The 18,313-nt window shown below is 53.4% G+C and carries 13 protein-coding genes; 9 read left to right on the top strand and 4 right to left on the bottom strand.

All coding sequences use genetic code 11. The annotated features are described in order from the left end of the window. Window positions 1–7 precede the first annotated feature (7 nt). Window positions 8–2,122 carry an acyltransferase family protein gene (locus CJP46_RS03195; protein WP_094594146.1) on the bottom strand — a complete coding sequence of 705 codons (2,115 nt, stop codon included), beginning with the start codon at window positions 2,120–2,122 and terminating at the stop codon, window positions 8–10. 334 nt (window positions 2,123–2,456) lie between these two features. On the opposite strand from CJP46_RS03195, the gene CJP46_RS03200 reads away from it, so the two are divergent. The 9 genes from CJP46_RS03200 to CJP46_RS03240 all read left to right on the top strand — a co-directional run bounded on the left by CJP46_RS03200 (window position 2,457) and on the right by CJP46_RS03240 (window position 15,298). After that, window positions 2,457–3,341, top strand: coding sequence for a GNAT family N-acetyltransferase (locus tag CJP46_RS03200; protein ID WP_179281013.1), 885 nt, complete (start codon window positions 2,457–2,459; stop codon window positions 3,339–3,341). Window positions 3,342–3,627: 286 nt separating this feature from the next. Next, window positions 3,628–5,031, top strand: coding sequence for an NAD-dependent malic enzyme (locus CJP46_RS03205; RefSeq protein WP_094594148.1), 1,404 nt, complete (start codon window positions 3,628–3,630; stop codon window positions 5,029–5,031). A gap of 281 nt (window positions 5,032–5,312) precedes the next feature. Further along, window positions 5,313–6,332, top strand: coding sequence for a glycoside hydrolase family 130 protein (locus CJP46_RS03210; RefSeq protein ID WP_094594149.1), 1,020 nt, complete (start codon window positions 5,313–5,315; stop codon window positions 6,330–6,332). A 51-nt stretch (window positions 6,333–6,383) separates the two neighbouring features. Continuing rightward, window positions 6,384–7,688, top strand: coding sequence for an extracellular solute-binding protein (locus CJP46_RS03215; protein ID WP_094594150.1), 1,305 nt, complete (start codon window positions 6,384–6,386; stop codon window positions 7,686–7,688). Between the two features lie 120 nt (window positions 7,689–7,808). Further along, window positions 7,809–8,684 carry a carbohydrate ABC transporter permease gene (locus CJP46_RS03220; protein ID WP_094594151.1) on the top strand — a complete coding sequence of 292 codons (876 nt, stop codon included), beginning with the start codon at window positions 7,809–7,811 and terminating at the stop codon, window positions 8,682–8,684. A 17-nt stretch (window positions 8,685–8,701) separates the two neighbouring features. After that, window positions 8,702–9,532: a carbohydrate ABC transporter permease gene (locus CJP46_RS03225; protein WP_094594152.1), complete on the top strand. Its 831-nt coding sequence runs from the start codon at window positions 8,702–8,704 to the stop codon at window positions 9,530–9,532. A gap of 30 nt (window positions 9,533–9,562) precedes the next feature. Then, complete coding sequence (locus CJP46_RS03230; protein WP_094594153.1) at window positions 9,563–11,371, top strand: cache domain-containing sensor histidine kinase; 1,809 nt, start codon at window positions 9,563–9,565, stop codon at window positions 11,369–11,371. Beyond that, window positions 11,361–12,950 (top strand): response regulator transcription factor, encoded by a 1,590-nt coding sequence (locus tag CJP46_RS03235; protein ID WP_179281014.1) that lies wholly within the window; start codon window positions 11,361–11,363, stop codon window positions 12,948–12,950. The genes CJP46_RS03230 and CJP46_RS03235 overlap by 11 nt, the downstream gene beginning before the upstream one ends. A 29-nt stretch (window positions 12,951–12,979) precedes the next feature. Further along, on the top strand, window positions 12,980–15,298 hold the full coding sequence (locus tag CJP46_RS03240; RefSeq protein WP_094594155.1) for a glycoside hydrolase family 3 N-terminal domain-containing protein: 2,319 nt from the start codon (window positions 12,980–12,982) through the stop codon (window positions 15,296–15,298). Window positions 15,299–15,491: 193 nt separating this feature from the next. On the opposite strand, the gene CJP46_RS03245 is transcribed toward CJP46_RS03240, so the two are convergent. From CJP46_RS03245 to CJP46_RS03255, 3 genes are all read right to left on the bottom strand, one after another. Continuing rightward, a complete protein-coding gene (locus CJP46_RS03245) occupies window positions 15,492–16,328 on the bottom strand; it encodes a 1,4-dihydroxy-6-naphtoate synthase (RefSeq protein ID WP_094594156.1) in 837 nt (278 codons plus the stop codon). Further along, the gene (locus CJP46_RS03250; protein WP_094594157.1) at window positions 16,325–16,993 is read right to left on the bottom strand and encodes a futalosine hydrolase; all 669 of its coding nucleotides are present in this window, start codon (window positions 16,991–16,993) and stop codon (window positions 16,325–16,327) included. Before CJP46_RS03250 ends, CJP46_RS03245 begins: the two co-directional genes overlap by 4 nt. Before the next feature lie 177 nt (window positions 16,994–17,170). Beyond that, window positions 17,171–18,313, bottom strand: coding sequence for a Ger(x)C family spore germination protein (locus CJP46_RS03255; RefSeq protein ID WP_094594158.1), 1,143 nt, complete (start codon window positions 18,311–18,313; stop codon window positions 17,171–17,173).

The following is an 18,313-nucleotide window of genomic DNA, read 5'->3' on the forward strand; positions in this document are numbered from 1 at the left end:
TACCCGGTTATTTCCCTTTGCCGACGGCGCCGCTGATCAGCGATGCCAGCAGCTTGGCTCCGTCCGTCTTGAGATGGACCCCGTCGGGCGTAAAGAAGGACTGTCCGCTGCTCGCCTTGTACCAATCGAGCAGAGTCGTATTATCATGGGCGTCTGCTGCCTTTCGAAGAGCCGAGTTGACGGTGCTTTCCCAGTTTCTCGGCACCCGGGTGTTCACGAGCACGACCTGCCGGACATCCTTCAGCGAGTCGAGTAGCCCGGAGAGCTGCTTGGAGCTGAAAGCACCGTTGGTTCCGAGTTCGATGACCACGTAGTCGCCGAGCTTGCCTTCCGTTCGGAGCCGCTCCACGATGTCCGGCGCTTCCGACATCTGCCGGCCGATTTTGGCATCGACGACTATGCCTGGCAAGTACTGCTGCAAATAAGGAGCGGCGTCCAGCAGAATGGAGTCGCCGATGGCACTCACCGCCAAATTTCGCTTGACCGGAGGAGGGGCGTCCGTTCCTTTTGCGGGAGCGCCAGACTCATGCCCGGACGCCTTGCCCGAACTTCCTCCCGTCTCGCCGGTCTTGACGGTAGGCGTACCGGCCGTGCCTACCGGATTTGCGGCCGGTGGGTCTTTGACGCCAGCGGAAGGTGGGGCTTCGGCCTGACCGGTGCCCAAAGCCGCGTCATCCGCAGACTGCTGGCCCTGAGCTGCAGGGGGCGTTTCCGAGTCGGCCGAACCGCCGGTGGAAGTCTCCGTCGAGCCAGCGTCATGACGATCACCGCCGCTTGCTGTTTGCTGGCCGGGGTCCGCGGCATCCGCGTTTCCTGTGCCGCTTCCGGCAGCGGAAACCTCGTGGGACGCCGGGCCGTTGCTGTCAGCCCCCGACGCGGCCGTGCCGAGCGCCTGAACGGTGGAAGCTACCGCAGGTGTCCGGGCGATCCCCGTGCATGAAACAATGACCAGCAGCAGCACGGTAGCCCCGGTGATCCAGCCCTTAAGCGGAATTTGGTCCATCCCAAGTTTGCCGGAACGCAGCTTCTTCCACAGTTTTCCCAACAACCCTCTGCGGATCGGCTCTTCGATCAAACTGTACGACAGCGCAGCAAGCGTTATGCTGGCAGCAACCTGAAATACGGCTTTCAGGACGCTTGTGTCTTCGGCTCCGTTCGTTGTGGATAAAATGATTACTGGATAATGCCATATGTATATGCCGTAGGAGCGAACGCCGAGCCATCGCAGCGGCTTGCAGCCAATCAAGCGGCCAACCCGGCTTGCCGGATGGGCGAGCACGGCCACGGCGGCGGCCGCGGCCAGCGACAGGAGGACTAAGCCGCCTGGATACAGAAATGCGTCGTATTCATTGGTGGTCCAGATCATGACCAGAATCGCCGCCAAGCTGAGCAGGCCGACCCCGTCCAGAAAGCGCCTTGAGAACCGGTCGATCCGGGGGCGCAGCTTGCGGCTGGGCCAAATGATGCTGAGCGCGGCGCCGATCAGGAGCGAAAACGCCCGGGTATCCGTCCCGTAATAAACCCGGCTGGGATCCGTCCCGGGATCGTAAATGATCAGCATCGCCACGGCGGACACCACGGCGGCCGAGAGCATGAACAGAAACATTTTTCCCCGCCGCGGGGCAAGCTTCAATCCGATCAGCAGAAGCAGCGGCCACAGCACGTAAAACTGCTCCTCAACGGATAACGACCACAGATGTCCGAGCGGTGACACCGGACCGAATTTTTCGAAGTACGAAACCTGGTGGTAGATTAGATACCAATTGTTTACGTAAAAGAGGGACGAGATCGCGTCGCCCTTTAAAACGGGCATCGTGGCTGGCCGCGCCAGCGTCACCCAGGCGGTCACCGCGGCGAGCATGACGATCATGGCGGGGAGCAGCCTCCGGCACCGTCTGATCCAAAACTGCTTCAGGTCCAGCGTTCCGTTCCTTCGCCATTCGGCGGTAAGCAGATCGGTGATCAAATATCCGGACAGGACGAAAAATATGCTGACGCCGAGCAGTCCTCCCGGCGCCCAGTTGGCGTTCAGATGATATAAAATGACAGCGAAAACAGCCAGGGTCCGGAGTCCGTCCAGTCCCGGCATATATCTTTTTTCGTTCGGCGAGAGATGAATCATAGCGGCTTACCCGGCTTTCCAGGCAGGCGAGCAGCGCTGTTGTTAACGGTTAGGTATGAGCTTCTTGGGATGTATGTGCGCATTCTTTAGCTGCCTCCAGATAATGATGATCGGGAAAACATAAGTTTTCCAAGTCATACTTTACCATAGGGCACCTGAGGGAAAGTTACAAAATGATTGCGTTCATTTCACATTTTATTCATTATGGATATAGATTGAACTAAAGCTTTGTACTGAACTTCCTGTTATTAACGCCCTTTTATACGGCCTATAACATTCATTTCTTTAGTTCATTCTATGTCGTTAGATCTGCAGAAAGTGGGGAATGAATGAAATGAATGTAATCATGAGAAGAATGAGCGAATTTTCGCCTGTCGAGCTTACGGATCTTTGGAACGAAGGGTTTAAGGGGTATTCGGTCCCCATAACGATGAGCATGGACATGCTCCTCAAGAGAAGTGTGGATCAAGGATTGTCGCTTGCGCATTCGATCGTCGGCTGCGTGGACGGCGTTCCCGTCGGTTTTGTCATGAACGGTCTGCGGATGAATGACGGCGTGAAAACAGCCTGGAACGGGGGAACGGGGATCATCCCGGCATTTCGGGGCAAAGGTATCGGTAAACTGCTGATCCAAGCCAGCCTCGAGCTGTACAAAGCGGAAGGTGCGGAAGTTGCCCTGCTGGAAGCGCTGAGTGACAACAAGCCGGCGATTTCGCTGTACGAACGGATGGGGTATGAAGTCATTGACGAGCTCTACTTCTATGAATGCAAAAGCCTAAAAGATGAATCGCTGGCCGGCGGCGGTTCCGGAGAGCACGAATATCGGCAGGGCGTTCCGCAAGATATCCAAAGGCTGCACCTGCCGGTCAATAACCAGCCCTGGCAGACGCAATGGGAGAGCATCGTGAACGGCGAATCGCTGATCGCCTTTGATCCGGAAGGCCAGCCTGCCGGTTACGCGCTGTATAAAAGGGGCTTTGATAGTAATGGGGCACATACCTCCACATCGCTGTATCAATGCAAGGTTCTAGGCGAGCAAAGCGAAGGAGCCTTGCCGCTGATGAAGGGTCTCCTAAGCGGAGTGTTTGGTCCGTCCAGCCTTGGATTGACCCTGCGCACCGTAAATCTTCCCGGATCCGAAACGATGCTGACGGGCGTGCTGAAGGATGCCGGTTTTGGCATATCGGTCAGCCAGGTACATATGAAACGCAGCGTATAACGGCTCAAGCGTTCGTAAACGGGCCAGAGCTGCGCCGGAGGGTGAGGCACTCCTGAACTCCGTTATACGGCTCATGCTTGTGCAGTTTCGCTGTTATTGTTAAGATATGTTGCGGGCGGTTTTCGATGCTTTACCGAAACCGGACGAGCATTTGGCCTGAACATGGATCAAATGGATCAACTTATGTCGAAATTGGAATCGGTTACATCCGGATCATCGGGCTTGGGACAAACGGCTTTTACAGCACAGGTGATTACTTTTATACCTTGAATCAGGAGGATGCATCATGGCGAGTACAAGTATTATTCTAAGGGTTGAGTTGGATCACGGGAAGGTGACTTTTGGGGATGTCGCGGCTGCGATCAGCAAATCGGGAGGGGATATTACCTCCATCGACGTCATCCGCCCCGGTAAAGAATCTTCTGTTCGGGATATTACCGTTGAAGTGGCAGACACGCAGGAGGATCTCGTCGTTGATTCGCTGAAGCGGCATGACGGCATCAAGCTGATCAACGTGTCTGACCGGACCTTTCTCGTTCACTTGGGAGGCAAAATCAAGGTTCAGCCTACGCTTCCGATCAAAAACCGGGACGACTTATCGCGTGTGTATACGCCGGGCGTGGCCAAGGTGTGCACCGCGATCCACGAAGACCAGGATAAGGCTTATTCGCTCACGATTAAACGCAATACGGTAGCGGTCATCACGGATGGCACAGCTGTACTCGGACTTGGGGATATCGGTCCGCATGCGGCCGCTCCCGTGATGGAAGGCAAGGCAATGCTGTTCAAGCAGCTTGCCGGCGTCGATGCGTTTCCGATCTGCCTGGACACCACGGACACAGAGGAAATTATCCGGACGATCAAAGCCATCAGCCCGATTTTCGGCGGCATCAATCTGGAGGACATCAGCTCCCCGCGCTGCTTCGAAATCGAGACCCGGCTGGCGCAGGAGCTGGACATGCCGATATTCCACGATGACCAGCACGGTACGGCTGTGGTCGTCATCGCCGGTCTCTTGAACGCGCTGAAGGTGGTCAACAAACGGATGGAAAATATCCGGGTCGTCGTGAACGGCATCGGTGCCGCAGGCGTATCCATCTGCAAAATGCTGCTCAGCGCCGGCGTAACCAAGCTGGTTCCCGTTGACCGGGAAGGTGCAATCGTCAGGGGTGGTACATACGGCCACCCGATGTGGCAGTGGCTGGCAGACCAGCCACAGGTGGAGGCGAACGAAGGCTCGCTTAAAGAGGTCATCAAAGGGGCCGACGTGTTCATCGGCGTGTCGCGCGGCAATCTTCTGAACGGGGAGGACATCCGCGGCATGGGCCCGGATCCGATCGTTTTTGCGATGGCGAATCCCCATCCGGAGGTGTCCCCGGAGGAAGCGATCCCGCATTCCCGGGTTTATGCGACCGGACGCAGCGATTATCCGAACCAGATCAACAACGTGCTTGTCTTTCCGGGCCTGTTCCGTGGAGCGCTTGACTGCCGGGCCCGCTGCATCAACGAACCGATGAAGTTGGCGGCGGCGCGGGCGATCGCTTCGGTCGTCTCCGGCGGGGAATTGAACGAGCTGTACATCATCCCGAGTATTTTTAACGAGCAGGTCGTGATCGAAATCCGCAAAGCGGTGATCCAGGCGGCCATCCTGACCGGGGTTGCGCGGAGAATCCCGAAGGACTTCAGATAGCTCCTGCATACAAAAATAGAAGAACCGCCCCTTGCAAAACGATGTCACCCGGACATCGAAGCAAGGGGCGGTTTTTATTTGCTGTCCGCAATTTAGAACGGACACCACATGGAAGCTGAAGTGTTAGGAAAATTTCTTCCGAACATGATGCCGATGGTGCTTCTGTAAAACGATCTGCATTATTCGGATGTTTTCGAAAGTTTATGGGATATTTTGTGTTTATGCCGGGGGCTATAATAACCGTGACGAGAAAATAAAGGGCTTACAAGGAGGCTTTACCCATGAAGATCACAAGACATCCGGAAAATCCGATCGTCGTTCCGGGAATATATGATTGGAGAAAAGTAACCGTATTCAATCCTGCGGTGATCATTGATAACGGGAAGTTTTACATGATTGAACGGACGGCGGAATCCCTGACTCCGTGCAAAAACGTGCTGGGGCTTCTCGAAAGTGAGGACGGCGTCCATTTCACACATGTCAAGGATGAACCGATTGTCACACCGGACATGCTCGGTTTTCCTTACGGGAGCGTGCAGGACCCACGGATTGTCAAGATTGAGGGCACGTACTATTTGAATTACGCGCTGCGCCCATGCGCGATGAGCTATTATCCGACCGGTTCAGGTGTACCTGAGCGTTCTATTCCATCTTATCCGGACGGGTGGGGCGAGGAGGAGGGGCACTGGCTCACCCGTTCCTCCATACTCAAGTCGGACAATCTCTTGGACTGGGAGTTTGTGTCGGATACGACGCCGCTGGATATCAATGACCGCGACAATATTTTGTTCCCCGAAAAAATAAACGGGAAATACTATCTTCTCCGGCGTCCTGAAGAATATGTCGGTGAAGCTTATGGTACGGAGAAAGCCGCAATGTGGATCACGAGCTCGGAGGACCTCATCCATTGGGATGAGCTGGTACTTCTCGCCAAAGCCGAAAATCCGGCGTGGGAGTCTAAAAAAATCGGCGGTTCCACCCCTCCGGTACGTACGGATCACGGCTGGCTGGTCCTCTACCATGGGGTGGACGAGGATACGGTGTACCGCGTCGGAGCGATGCTTCTGGACTTGGAACACCCCGAGAAAGTCATCGCCCGGACGACGGATTATATTATGGAGCCGGAAACGTATTACGAGAAATTTGGCTACCAAATTCCGAATGTCATTTTCCCGACCGGCAATGTGGTGAAAGACGGACTTCTCTATATTTATTATGGCGTGACGGATACGGCGATTGCGCTGGCTACCGTTCCGCTGAATGACCTGGTTCAGCATATTCTGAAGGAAACTTTAGTGTAAGCCGGCTTGGATACTCGGAAATACTATTTTTATGAAAAGAAGGAGAAAGGTATGAATAAATCACGGAATCGATTGAAATGGCTGATGACAGGATTGGTTGCCGTCATTACGATGTTTACTGCCGCTTGCGGTAATAATCAGGCGGACGGCGGAGCAGATGCCAAGAACGGGAAAGTGACGCTGACTATGATGCATCCTTGGACATCGCCAAACGTGGACAATGATGTGTATAAGAAGCGGATCGAAGAATTCGAGAAACAGCATCCCGATATCATCATTAAGCAAGACGGCGTGCCTTCTGCCCAATACAAGACGAAGCTGCGTACCCTCGCTGCAGGCAACAATTTGGCCGACGTTAACGTGTTATGGCCAGGGGCGGATCTGGCCCCGCTTGTGGATGGTAAACTGCTGGCACCGATCAATGACATGATGGATCAATGGAATGCCATTCTACCCGAAAGCGCACTGGCCGGCTTTAAGGTCGGTGACCAGCAGTATGCCATTCCTACCAAGCAGACTTTCGTGGATATTATCTACTATAACAAAGAGATGTTAGCCAAAGTGGGCTACAACCAGTTCCCGGATACCTATGAAAAATTCATCGATGCGGTGAAAAAACTGAAGGAAGCGGGAATTACGCCGATTTCTTTAGGAAATAAGGAGCAGTGGCCGCTGCAATCCTCCTACCTGTCCATCATCGGCGACCGGTTTACGGGCAGCGACTTTTTGACGAAAGTGATGAACAAGGAAGCCAAATTTACCGACCCGGATTTCGTCAAGGCGATCTCCGTGATTGATGAACTCAGCAAACTGAAAGCGTTTAATACCGACGCTAACAATATGGATACGGTGCAGGCACAGGATTACTTTATCCAGGGAAAAGCGGCGATGCATATTTCCTCTTCGACCGTTGACGGCCGCATTCGCATCCAAAACGATGAAGGGGACAAGTTCGGCATAGCGCTGTTCCCGAAAGTAGCCGGCGGAAAAGGAGATCCGGCCAAGAGCGCCGGAGTCGTTCAATACGGCATCGGGATCAAAAGCGGATTGGACGAGAAAAAGCAGCAGGCCGCCGAAGAGTTTCTGAAGTTTTTCGTGAACGAGGATTTGTATAAACAACTCATTACAAGCGGGGTCGTTGTTCCTGCAAAAGTGGATATTCCCGCAGATGCTAGTAAGTATTTGAAAGAAATGATGGAACTCACCAGCAAGGGAACCGCTCCGGTATTCGACAGCGTGATTCCGACGCAGGTGGTCGACGTCATGCAAAACGGTCTTCAGGCGCTGACCGTTGGCCATGGGACTCCGGAGCAGGTAGCCAAGGATGTCCAGGAAGCCTTCGATAACATGAAATAGCAAGGCACCTGCGAACCTGTCCGTACATGAAATGAAAATGTTGAAGGAAACCTGGGCCCCCGGGTTTTCTTCCTTTCATCAGGGTCGCATGAGTGGGGTGAAGAAAAGGAGGAACCGCATATGCACACCTTAAAAGGGACGAAGCTTGCCATCTTTCTCGGCTTGTTTCCTGCGCTTCTCATTTACCTGGGAATCGCCATCGTTCCGATCGGGTTGTCGCTGTACTACTCGCTAATGGATTGGAACGGCATCGGCTCCATGAGCTTTGTCGGCTTGGATAACTACTTGGACATATTGAAAGACGACATTTTTTGGCTGTCGGTCAAAAATAACATCATCATCATGGTGACGGGGCTGGCTGGCCAGATCCCGCTGGGACTTTTGCTCGCCCTTCTGCTCAACCGCAAGATCAAAGGTTCCGGATTGTTCCGGACGATAGGTTTTATGCCCGTCGTTATTTCTTCGGTTATGGTGTCCATGATCTGGGGCATGGTGTACAACACGGAATATGGAATGCTGAACAATGTGCTCGGATTATTCGGCGCGGAGAGTTGGAAGCAGAATTGGCTGGGCGATTCCAAATGGTCAATGCTGTCCATCAGCATCGCCTACATTTGGCAAAACTGCGGACTATATATGGTCATCTTTCTGGCGGCATTGCAAAACATTCCGGACGAGGTCAACGAAGCGGCCGAACTGGATGGGGCGACCGGTCTAAAACGTGCGCTGCGCATTACGATTCCTATGATCCGCGGGACGATTATGGTAGGCGTTGTGTACAGCATCAGCAACTCTTTCCGTGTATTTGATCTTATACAAATCATGACTGGAGGCGGCCCTGCCCATCAGACCGAGGTCATGACGATTTACATGTACAATAGTGCCTTTATGAATATGCGCTACGGATACGGGAGTGCGGTTTCGATATTGATTCTTCTGTTCAGTTTGATCGTCATTAGTCTGCTAAACCGCCTTGGAAGAGAAAAAAACGCTTAAAGAAAGGAGGTTTTCCCTTGGTCAGAAAGTCCAAACTGTTCCACATATTTGCATACACTTTTTTGAGTCTGTTCGCTATTATAAATATAGTTCCGCTATTTTGGATGGTTGTCAATTCGTTTAAGGATGAGCAGGAATATTCCAGAAGTCCATTTTCGCTCCCGACGCATTTGCAGTTTTCCAACTACGCCGGAGCCTGGAAAGTGGCCAATATGAACACGTACTTTTTGAACAGCATCATCATTACCTTCGTGTCGTTAGCCGTCACGGTACTGCTCGGTTCGCTCGCCGCCTATTTTTTGTCGCGGTTTACGTTTAAGCTGCGGGGGACCGTGTACGGATTGTTCCTGTTAGGCATGCTGGTGCCTATTCATGCGACACTCATTCCGATCTTTCTGATCATGCAAAAGGTGCATTTGCTGGATACACGATTAGCGTTGATTCTGCCGTATACAGCGTTCCATCTTTCTTTGACCGTGTTTATCCTGGAAGGTTTCATGCGGGGATTTCCGAAGGATCTGGAAGAATCGGGGGTCATGGACGGTGCAGGGATTTATCGCATTTTCTGGTCTATACTCCTGCCGATCACAAGACCAGCCCTGGCTACGGTCGTTATTTTAAATTTCATTTATAATTGGAACGAATATTTGTTTGCCCTTGTACTCATAACTTCGGGTTCCCTAAAGACACTGCCTCTGGGTCTTTCCAACTTTGCCGGTATCGAAACGGCCAGTATGACACTGCAGATGGCTGCGCTCACGATTGCCTTGATCCCGATTATTATATTTTATCTGCTGCTGCAGAAGCAGCTGGTAAACGGTATGACGGCAGGGGCGGTCAAAGGGTGATACGCAGGGCAGCCTGAAGGAGAAGATCGCATGAAGACAAGCTTCAAAAGGCATCTAGGCAATTTCAGCTTGAAAAAGAAGGCGCTTGTCATATTTTTGCTTTTCGTCATTTTGCCGACCCTTGGGGTTGGCGTCGTCGTTCAGCATAAATTTAATCAGATCCTGGAAGAACGCTTTATTAACTCGACCAAACGCAATTTGGACAATGTGTCGAATCAGCTGGAAGAACAGACCGCGATGGTGAAGGACATTGCCAATTATTTGATTCTCAGCCCGGATATGAGGACTTTTCTTAGAAGCAGCCCTCCGCTCACGAGCGATCAAAAGACGGATCTCAAGCGGAAGATCGAAGACTTCCTGACGTTCCAGCTGATGTCGAAGAGCTACATCCGTTCGATTGAAATTTCCGGATTGAACGGGAGTTTCATCGGGATGGGAGAACCGTTCTACGGGGACGAGGCGCGGTGGATGGAGCTGGCCAGGCAGCGGAAGGGAGGAATCGTCTGGACGGGAGGGTATGAGCTGAACAGCGGATGGAACGGACGTGTCCGCGTGCTGTCCTTGTTTCGTTTGCTGAACTCGTACAGCGAAATTACTAATCCTCTGGGCAGCTTGATCATTCGTCTGGATGAGGCGAGCATCGTGGAGCTTCTGGAAAAAGGGATTTTCGAGGAGGGCAGCGGGAGCGTGTTCATCGTTGGGGATCAGGGGCAGACGATTATGGAATCGAAGCATCAATTGCCGGAGGCATATGTACCGGACGATGCGCTGAAGAATGCGCTTGAAAACAGCAGAGACGGCTTTATTACGGCGAAAATAGAGGACAAGCGGTATCTGACGCTTTATAACCGGATCGAAAATACGGGTTGGACGATCATCTCGATGATTCCGGAAGTGAAGGTCAATCAGGAATTCCGGAGCGTTAAAATATTGATGCTCTTCATTATCACTGTGATACAACTTCTCGGACTCACGGCTCTCATCGGGTTTCATTATACGATTATCCGCCCGATTCTCCGGCTGAAAAAGGAGACCAACCGCGTGACCTACGGCGATTATAACGCTCGGGTTCCGGTCAATTCCCGAGATGAGATTTCCGAGCTCAATCGAAAATTCAATGAAATGGTGGTCACGATCAAGGAATTGATTGAGCATAAATATAAGCTCGAGCTCCGTCAGCGGGAGTCGGAACTGAAGCTGATGCAGAACCAGATGGACCCCCATTTTTTGTATAATACGCTCGATATGATCCGCTGGACGGCTAGAATGGAAAAAGCGTCGAAATCGAGTCAACTGATTGAGATGCTCTCGAAGTTTTTTCGCAGCAGCATCGACAATGGGAACTACGAGACGTCTCTCTACAAAGAAATGGAGTTTGTGCGGTCATATTTGTATTTGCAGCAGCATCGCCTTGGTGAAAAGCTTCAGTATGCGCTGTTCATGGAAGCCGGTATCGAGCAGGCGGCGATACTGAAAGCGACCATTCAGCCCTTGGTGGAAAACTTTATCAAACATGGGTTGGACAAGAACAAGCCACGGCATATCGTGCGTGTGAGATGCTACAAGAACACCGGCGAAATCTGGATAGATGTCGTTGACAATGGATCGGGAATGGAGCCAGAACGTAAAGAAGCTGTTCAGGCCTCGTTAGAACATGCGGGGGCAGACGTCAACAGGGAGGGCGCCATGATGAACATACACGATAGACTTTCAATCTATTTCGGTGAAGGATTCGGGCTGCAAATCGTTCAGACTTCTATGGACGGAACTTGGGTGCGGCTGCGGATTCCGGATGCTGACACACGGCTTGGCCTGGCGGTGGACGAAAATGACGGTTAACTCGGAACAGTCCAGAAAAATTAGGATGCTTATCGTCGATGATGAAGCTGTGATCCGCGAAGGACTTCATCATACGATCGATTGGGTGGATTTTGGTGTCGAAGTTGTCGGGGAAGCGGAAGATGGCAGAGAGGCGCTGCAGCGAATCGCAGAATGCGGCGGCGTCGATCTCGTCCTCTCGGATATCCGCATGGACGGCATGGATGGGCTGCAGCTTGCGGAACGGTTGAAGGTCCAATATCCGGAGGTGTGTATGATCCTGGTCAGCGGCTATGAGGATTTTGATTACGCGCGCCAGGCGATGCGGCTTGGTGTGACGGATTATTTGCTTAAGCCGGTGGATATCGATGAACTGACAGCCGTCGTGAAGGGAGTTGTCAGCCGTGTCGACCGACAGGAGGATATTGGACTGCAGGAAGCGAGGCTTTGGTTTGCAGGTCTTGTCAGAAACGGTTTCGCATCCGGCAAAGTTCCCGCCTGCCTGCAAGGGACGGAATATCGTATTGTGGCTTCGCAGATCGCCGATTATCATGACCGGTTTGGCAGAACGGCATCAGATGAATTGGAAGCGCTCCAAAACCGGTGGATGAAGGCGATTCACCGTCCGTTTGACGATGATCATTGCCTGGAATCGGCATCCGTCATGAAGAGCGAGAATCTGATGATTTCGCTGATCGTGATGAAGCCCCCTCAGGAGCGTCCGAATTGGGATGAACTGCTAAGCGAAATGATTGCATGCCTTGAAGAAATGGGTACCGTTTACTTCGGCATCTCAGCACCTTTCAACACGCTTGAGAGTGCTGCATCCGCTTGCACGGCAGCGGTCGGCCTGCTTCCGTATTATGTTCTGGAAGAACAGCAATTGCTGCTTCCTGAATACCGTGAAGCCATGGAAATGAAGAGGGTGATTCCAAACTATGACACGGTGACGGATGTCCGGGAGCTGGTCAGCAGGCTTTTTAAACAAGATCCTGAGGAACTGGGTGCATATATCGCCGACATGTTTGCCGTATTTCGGCAAGCTGGACTATTACTGGAGGATATCCTCCATATTTATGAGGAATTGTGGGCACTGCTGCGCCAGCAGCTGCGCCGGAGCGGTATGCCGGATATGGATGCCGGGATCAAGGCGTCTGCCGACTTGTATATTTACAATTCGTACGATTCTCTTCAAAAGCTAATGCTGGACGAGATGCTGGAACTGCAGCGCCAAGTCAACGTAAGCGGGCTGGATAAGTCCTACTGGATTGTAGAGAAAGCGAAGAGATATATGGATGATCAATTCAGAATGGATTTAAAGGCTTCTGAGGTTGCCTCCTGGCTGAAAATCACGCCAAGCCATTTCAGTTATATATTTAAGCAGAGTACGGGCAAGGGCTTCACCGAGTATATGAACGAGAAACGGATTAACCATGCTAAAAAGCTCCTTGCAACGACCCATGATAAAGTATTCGAGATTGCGGACCAGGCGGGGTACAATGAGTATAAATATTTCGTATCCGTGTTCAAGACGTATACGGGAATGACTCCTAAGGAATACCGCGGGCTGATGGCCGGTAAAAAGGCCGAGGGAGAGTAGCGCAGGAGATATCGAGAGGGGACTTGAGGATGGAGAAATACAGGCAGCCCGGTTATTCGATTGAGGAAAGGGTCCAGGATTTGATCGCAAGGATGACCCTGCAGGAAAAGATCGGACAGCTGAACCAGCGGATGTATGGTTGGGACGCTTATGTCCGGACGGGCGAAGAGATCACACTGACCGATGCTTTTAAAGAGGAGGTCGCTCGCGGCGGAGGAATGGGTGCGCTGTACGGATTGTTCCGCAGCGATCCTTGGTCCGGCGTACATTATGGAAACGGAATCCCGACAGAGAAAAGCGCGGAAGCCGCCAACAAGGTTCAGCGTTATGTCGTCGAAAATACGCGGCTGGGGATACCGGTAATGCTGACAGAGGAGTGCCCTCATGGGCATCAAGCGTTGGACGGAACGCTGTTTCCTGTCAACTTGGGCGTAGGCGCCACCTGGAATCCGGAACTGATGCAGCGCGCCAGTTCATACATCGCGGCGGAGATCCGGAGCAAGGGAGCCCACATTGGGCTTGTATCGGCTCTTGATATATTGCATGACCCGCGCTGGGGTCGTTCCGAAGAATGTTTCAGTGAGGATCCTTATTTGGCTGCGCGGTTTACGGAAGCGGCGGTACGGGGAATGCAGGGCACTACGCCCGAAATGCTGGCGGGTTCAGACAAAGTGGCTGTTGTGCTCAAGCATCTCTGTGCCCAAGGGGCCGCGCAAGGCGGGCGGAACGCCGGGCCTGCGGCGATCGGCGAACGGGAGCTGCGAGAGATTCACCTGCCTGGCGCCATGGCGGGGGCAAAGACGGGAGCAGCGGGCTTCATGGCAGCCTATAATGAAATCGACGGGATTCCCTGTCATGCCAATCATACCCTTTTAACGGGCATCCTTCGGGATGAATGGGGATTCGAAGGGATCGTGATGGCGGACGGCGTCGCCGTGGACAGGCTTGTAGCGCTGACGGGGAGCCATGAATCTGCTGCCGCCCTCGCTTTGTCCGCAGGCGTTGATTTAAGCTTATGGGACACTGCGTTTTCCACTTTGGAAAAGGCGGTGGGCCAGGGGTTGATCTCCGAGCAATCCATCGATCGTGCAGTAAGCCGCGTACTTCGCCTCAAGTTCCGGCTCGGCCTTTTTGACCGCCCATATGCAGATGAGACTCTGGCCATTTCGGCCGTAGGTGCTCCTGCAGCGCGGGAAACCAATCTTCAGCTGGCACGGGAGTCCATCGTCCTGCTTAAAAATTCGAATCAGCTGCTGCCGCTGGACATCCCGAAAGGGGAGAAGCGGAAAATCGCAGTCATCGGTCCAAACGCCGATCGCTTGTACAACCAATTGGGAGATTATACGAGCGTGCAGCGGGAAGGGAAAGGGACGACCGTTCTACAAGGCATTCGAACGTGCGCACCGGAAGGGGTCGAAGTGGTCTTTGCGCTTGGCTGTGGAATCCGGGACGGATCGACAGCAGGCTTTACGGAAGCTGTTGCTGCCGCCCAGGACGCGGATGTGGCGGTGTTGGTGCTCGGTGGAAGCAGCGCCCGTCAGTTTAACGGGGTCTTTGACAGCAATGGTGAAGCCATCGTGGGAGAAGGAAGCCCCTCCGAAATGGACTGCGGCGAAGGCGTAGATTTAGCCAGTCTTTCTCTTGGCGGTGTTCAGGAACGGCTGGTTGAGTCTATCGCTGCTACGGGCGTACCGATCGTTGCTGTCATGATTCAAGGCCGCCCTCATGCATTAACCGGCATTGAGGCGCACTGCGATGCGATATTATGCGGGTGGTATCCTGGAACGGAAGGGGGACAGGCCATTGGGGAGATTCTGTTCGGGAAGGTAAATCCAAGCGGAAAACTGCCGGTCTCCATGCCCCGTTCCGTGGCTCAGCTGCCCGTTTACTATAATCAGAAGGACCCGGGAAGACCTCGTCATTACGTTGATATGCCTTCATCTCCTCTATATCCTTTCGGTTATGGACTTAGCTACACGACTTTTGAATACGGGGATGTGGCCCTTTCCACCGACCGGATCAAGGTGAACGAGTTGGAAGCTGGAGAACAGGTGACCGTAACAGTCGGGATTGTTAATGCCGGGCCGCTCAGCGGCGCCGAAACGGTCCAATTATATATTCGGGTGCGGGAATCTGGCATTAGCCGGAGGATCGCCGAACTTAAGGGATTCCGGAAGATCGAATTGGCATCTGGGGAGCAGCAGACCGTCGTTTTCAAACTTGGCCACGAGGAGCTGGCGTTCTGGAATCAGGACATGCAGTTTAGGGCACAGCCCTGCCGGGTCCGGATCTTGGTCGGAGGGAATTCCATGGATACATCCGAAACGGATTTATGGATTGTCCCTTAAAAGAAACCCACTTGTTGTAACCGAATTAGTCTGACACAAGATAAAACCCGCCTTCCAGAAGGCGGGTTTTATGCTGCATGATTTAATCCATAGGTGTGCCGCTTTAAGGGAGCATTCGATCACAAAAGAAGCGAGATGATGATCCCTTCAGAAGTTAAGCGGCATTACTTTTACAATACCATTAGGGATCCGCTTATTTACGCAGCGCTTCCGGATCGATCGGAGGGACCAAGCCTTCGCCGGCCGCCCGGGTCAGCAGCGAAGTGATCGCGGCGTATCCGTCGTCTCCGAGATTGCGAGTAAAGTCGTTGACGTACAGATCAATATGCTGCTGGGCGACGTCAGGATCAAGCTCCTGGGCATGGCTCAGCACATATTCCCGGGAAGCTTCAGGATGGGCCCAGGCATATTCGACGGACTCACGGATCCAGTTTTCGATCGCGGCCAAGTCGAGGGAACGCTTGGCGATGATCGCGCCCAGCGGAATCGGCAGACCGGTGTCGCTTTCCCACCAGCTTCCGAGATCCGTCATCAAGGATAGTCCGTAGGACGGATACGTAAATCTGGCTTCGTGAATGACCAGACCTGCGTCAATCAAGCCGTCGCGGACGGCAGGCATGATTTGGTCAAACGGCATCACCACGATTTCGCCAATACCACCAGGCACGTTCTGGGCGGCCCACAGTCGGAAGAGCAGGTAGGCGGTCGATTTTTCGCTCGGTACGGCAACCCGGCGTCCGCTGAGTTCCGACGGATCGGCTTGGCCGCCTTTGGTCAGTACCAGCGGGCCGCAGCCGCGTCCTAAAGCGCCGCCGCAAGGAATGAGGGCGTACTCGTCCAGGACCCATGGCAGGGCGGCATAAGAGATTTTAAGCACGTCCAGGTCGCTGCCCGGGTTCGATGCCAGGTTATTCGTAATATCAATATCCGCATAGGTCACTTCCAGCTCCGGCGCGCCGGGAATGCGGCCGTGTGCCACAGCATGGAAAACAAAAGTGTCGTTAGGGCAAGGGGAAAATGCAATTTTCATCGTTTCAATACCTCCACTAAGATTGAGCTTGCTGCTTCAAGTGCTTCGAAAGCTTCTTTCATCCGCCAGGCGGAACGGTCACGGGGACCGATTGCATTCGATATCGTACGGATTTCAAGGCAAGGGAGTCCGAACAGCCGGGCGGCCTCGGCAACGCCGAAGCCTTCCATCGCTTCCGCGGCGGCGCCCTCGTACCGCTGCCTTAACTCGGCGGCGCTTTGCGCCGAGCCGGTCCCGGTCGTGACCGTCAGGACCGTGCCGCTGCGAACCGCCAGTCCGGCGGAAGCCATGGCTTCCTCGAGGCGGCGGACGAGCGGGAGATCCGGCTCGAAGCGCGAACTGCCGAACCCGAGCTCGTCCACGCTGAGAAAGCCGTCCGGCGTCTCCGCGCCGAGATCAGCCGCGATGAGCTGATCGGCAATGACGATCGAGCCGATGCCGGCCCGATCCGTAAACCCGCCGCCGATGCCGGCGCTGATGACCAGGCCGTATTCATTGCCGGACAGAACGCGAGCCGTGCGGGCGGCAGCGGAAGCCGGCCCGACGCCGGCCAGCTCGACGTCGATGAAATCCGGGCTCCCGAGTCCGCGAAGAACCGCCTCCCGCTCGGCCTCGACGGCCGTCATGATCAGCACCCGGGAGTGATTGTTTGTTGGTGAATTCATGGGCGTACCTTCTTATCGTATAGTTTTCAGGCCGTATATGCAGCTTCAATATATAACCTTATCCTGATCGGAGGCGTGTGTAAAGTGGAGGGAGGCAGGGAGTCTGGCCGTTATCCGATAAAAACGAAGAAACCCCCATGCCTTTTTTCAGGCGCAGGGGTATCGAGTACCATGCATTCATCCGGTGATATAGGTGTTGGAATGCTTAATGATGACTTTTACGTTCACGTCCTTAATTTCTATTTTGGGAAGGATCGGACCCGGGGAGACGTTTCGTTTCCAGCTATCATAGTGGTGGCGGTATATCCACTCCTCGAAGCCGAACAAGTCGATATTTTTATTTTTCGCATCGTTAAACTCCTTCATGATGTCCTTTTTCAGGATCGACTGGGCCTCCTGCTCCATCAAATGTTCCGAAATCCCGGCCTGGGTATGCGTTTCTAACACAGTGGCATTGACTGTAAGGTTGATATTCAAGTTTAAGCTGTCTGAAGTATCCGGGTCTATTGAGATTTTCGTATGCGGCCCCGACAAATTCAACGTATTGTTCCGGCCGCTTTGTCCGGGAAGGCTGAGCGGATATCTTAACATATGGCTGTACCGGATCAGTCTGGCGCCCATCATGTCCTCCTCCGCGACCCATCCCTCGTTCGCTCCTTTGTTGATGACAAACACGCCGGTGAGCTCCATCATGGTGGGCGTTTTATCCTTTTGGTTAGCCACCCATTTCCGGTCCGTTACGGACAGGACCGGAAGCAGCACGCTGGTTGCAGGCTCCCGGATGCTGTTAACTAATTTTTGCAGCTGAATCGGCAGGATCGCGGATCGCTGTTTATAGGTCTCCTTAGGCTCAAACATTTCCAGCACCAGAGGAGACTGATTCAGTGTCGTATCTGCCGTGAAAATCGACGTGATCGGTTTGTCGGTTCCGTACACCCAGGCTGTATACCGCAGCTCTCTGGAACGCAGGAGGCTGTCGAAAATATCCTCCAGCTTTCCCAGCGCGGATTTCGTAATTACGATCGCTTTAACGTGCGTCCATAGCGTATGATGCTGGGCGGACCTGTAAATATCGTTGATGGCCAATAACACGGTGGAGCCTTCGCCGATCCCGACCCATGTAGATGCGGGCTTGGAATCCCCGCCGCCTTCCTTAGTCCCAACGGCGGAGAAATCGGTCAGCTTGACGTATACGACATAATGGTCCTTTTCATAATCGATGCCGAGCGCCGTCACGATATTCATATCCTGTACTGCCTTCAAGTCCCAACAGCCGGTCAACAGTAGGGAACAGACCAGAACAACGATGATGGCTTTCAT

It is taken from the genome of Paenibacillus sp. XY044, from assembly GCF_002257645.1.
Lineage (GTDB): Bacteria > Bacillota > Bacilli > Paenibacillales > Paenibacillaceae > Paenibacillus_AQ.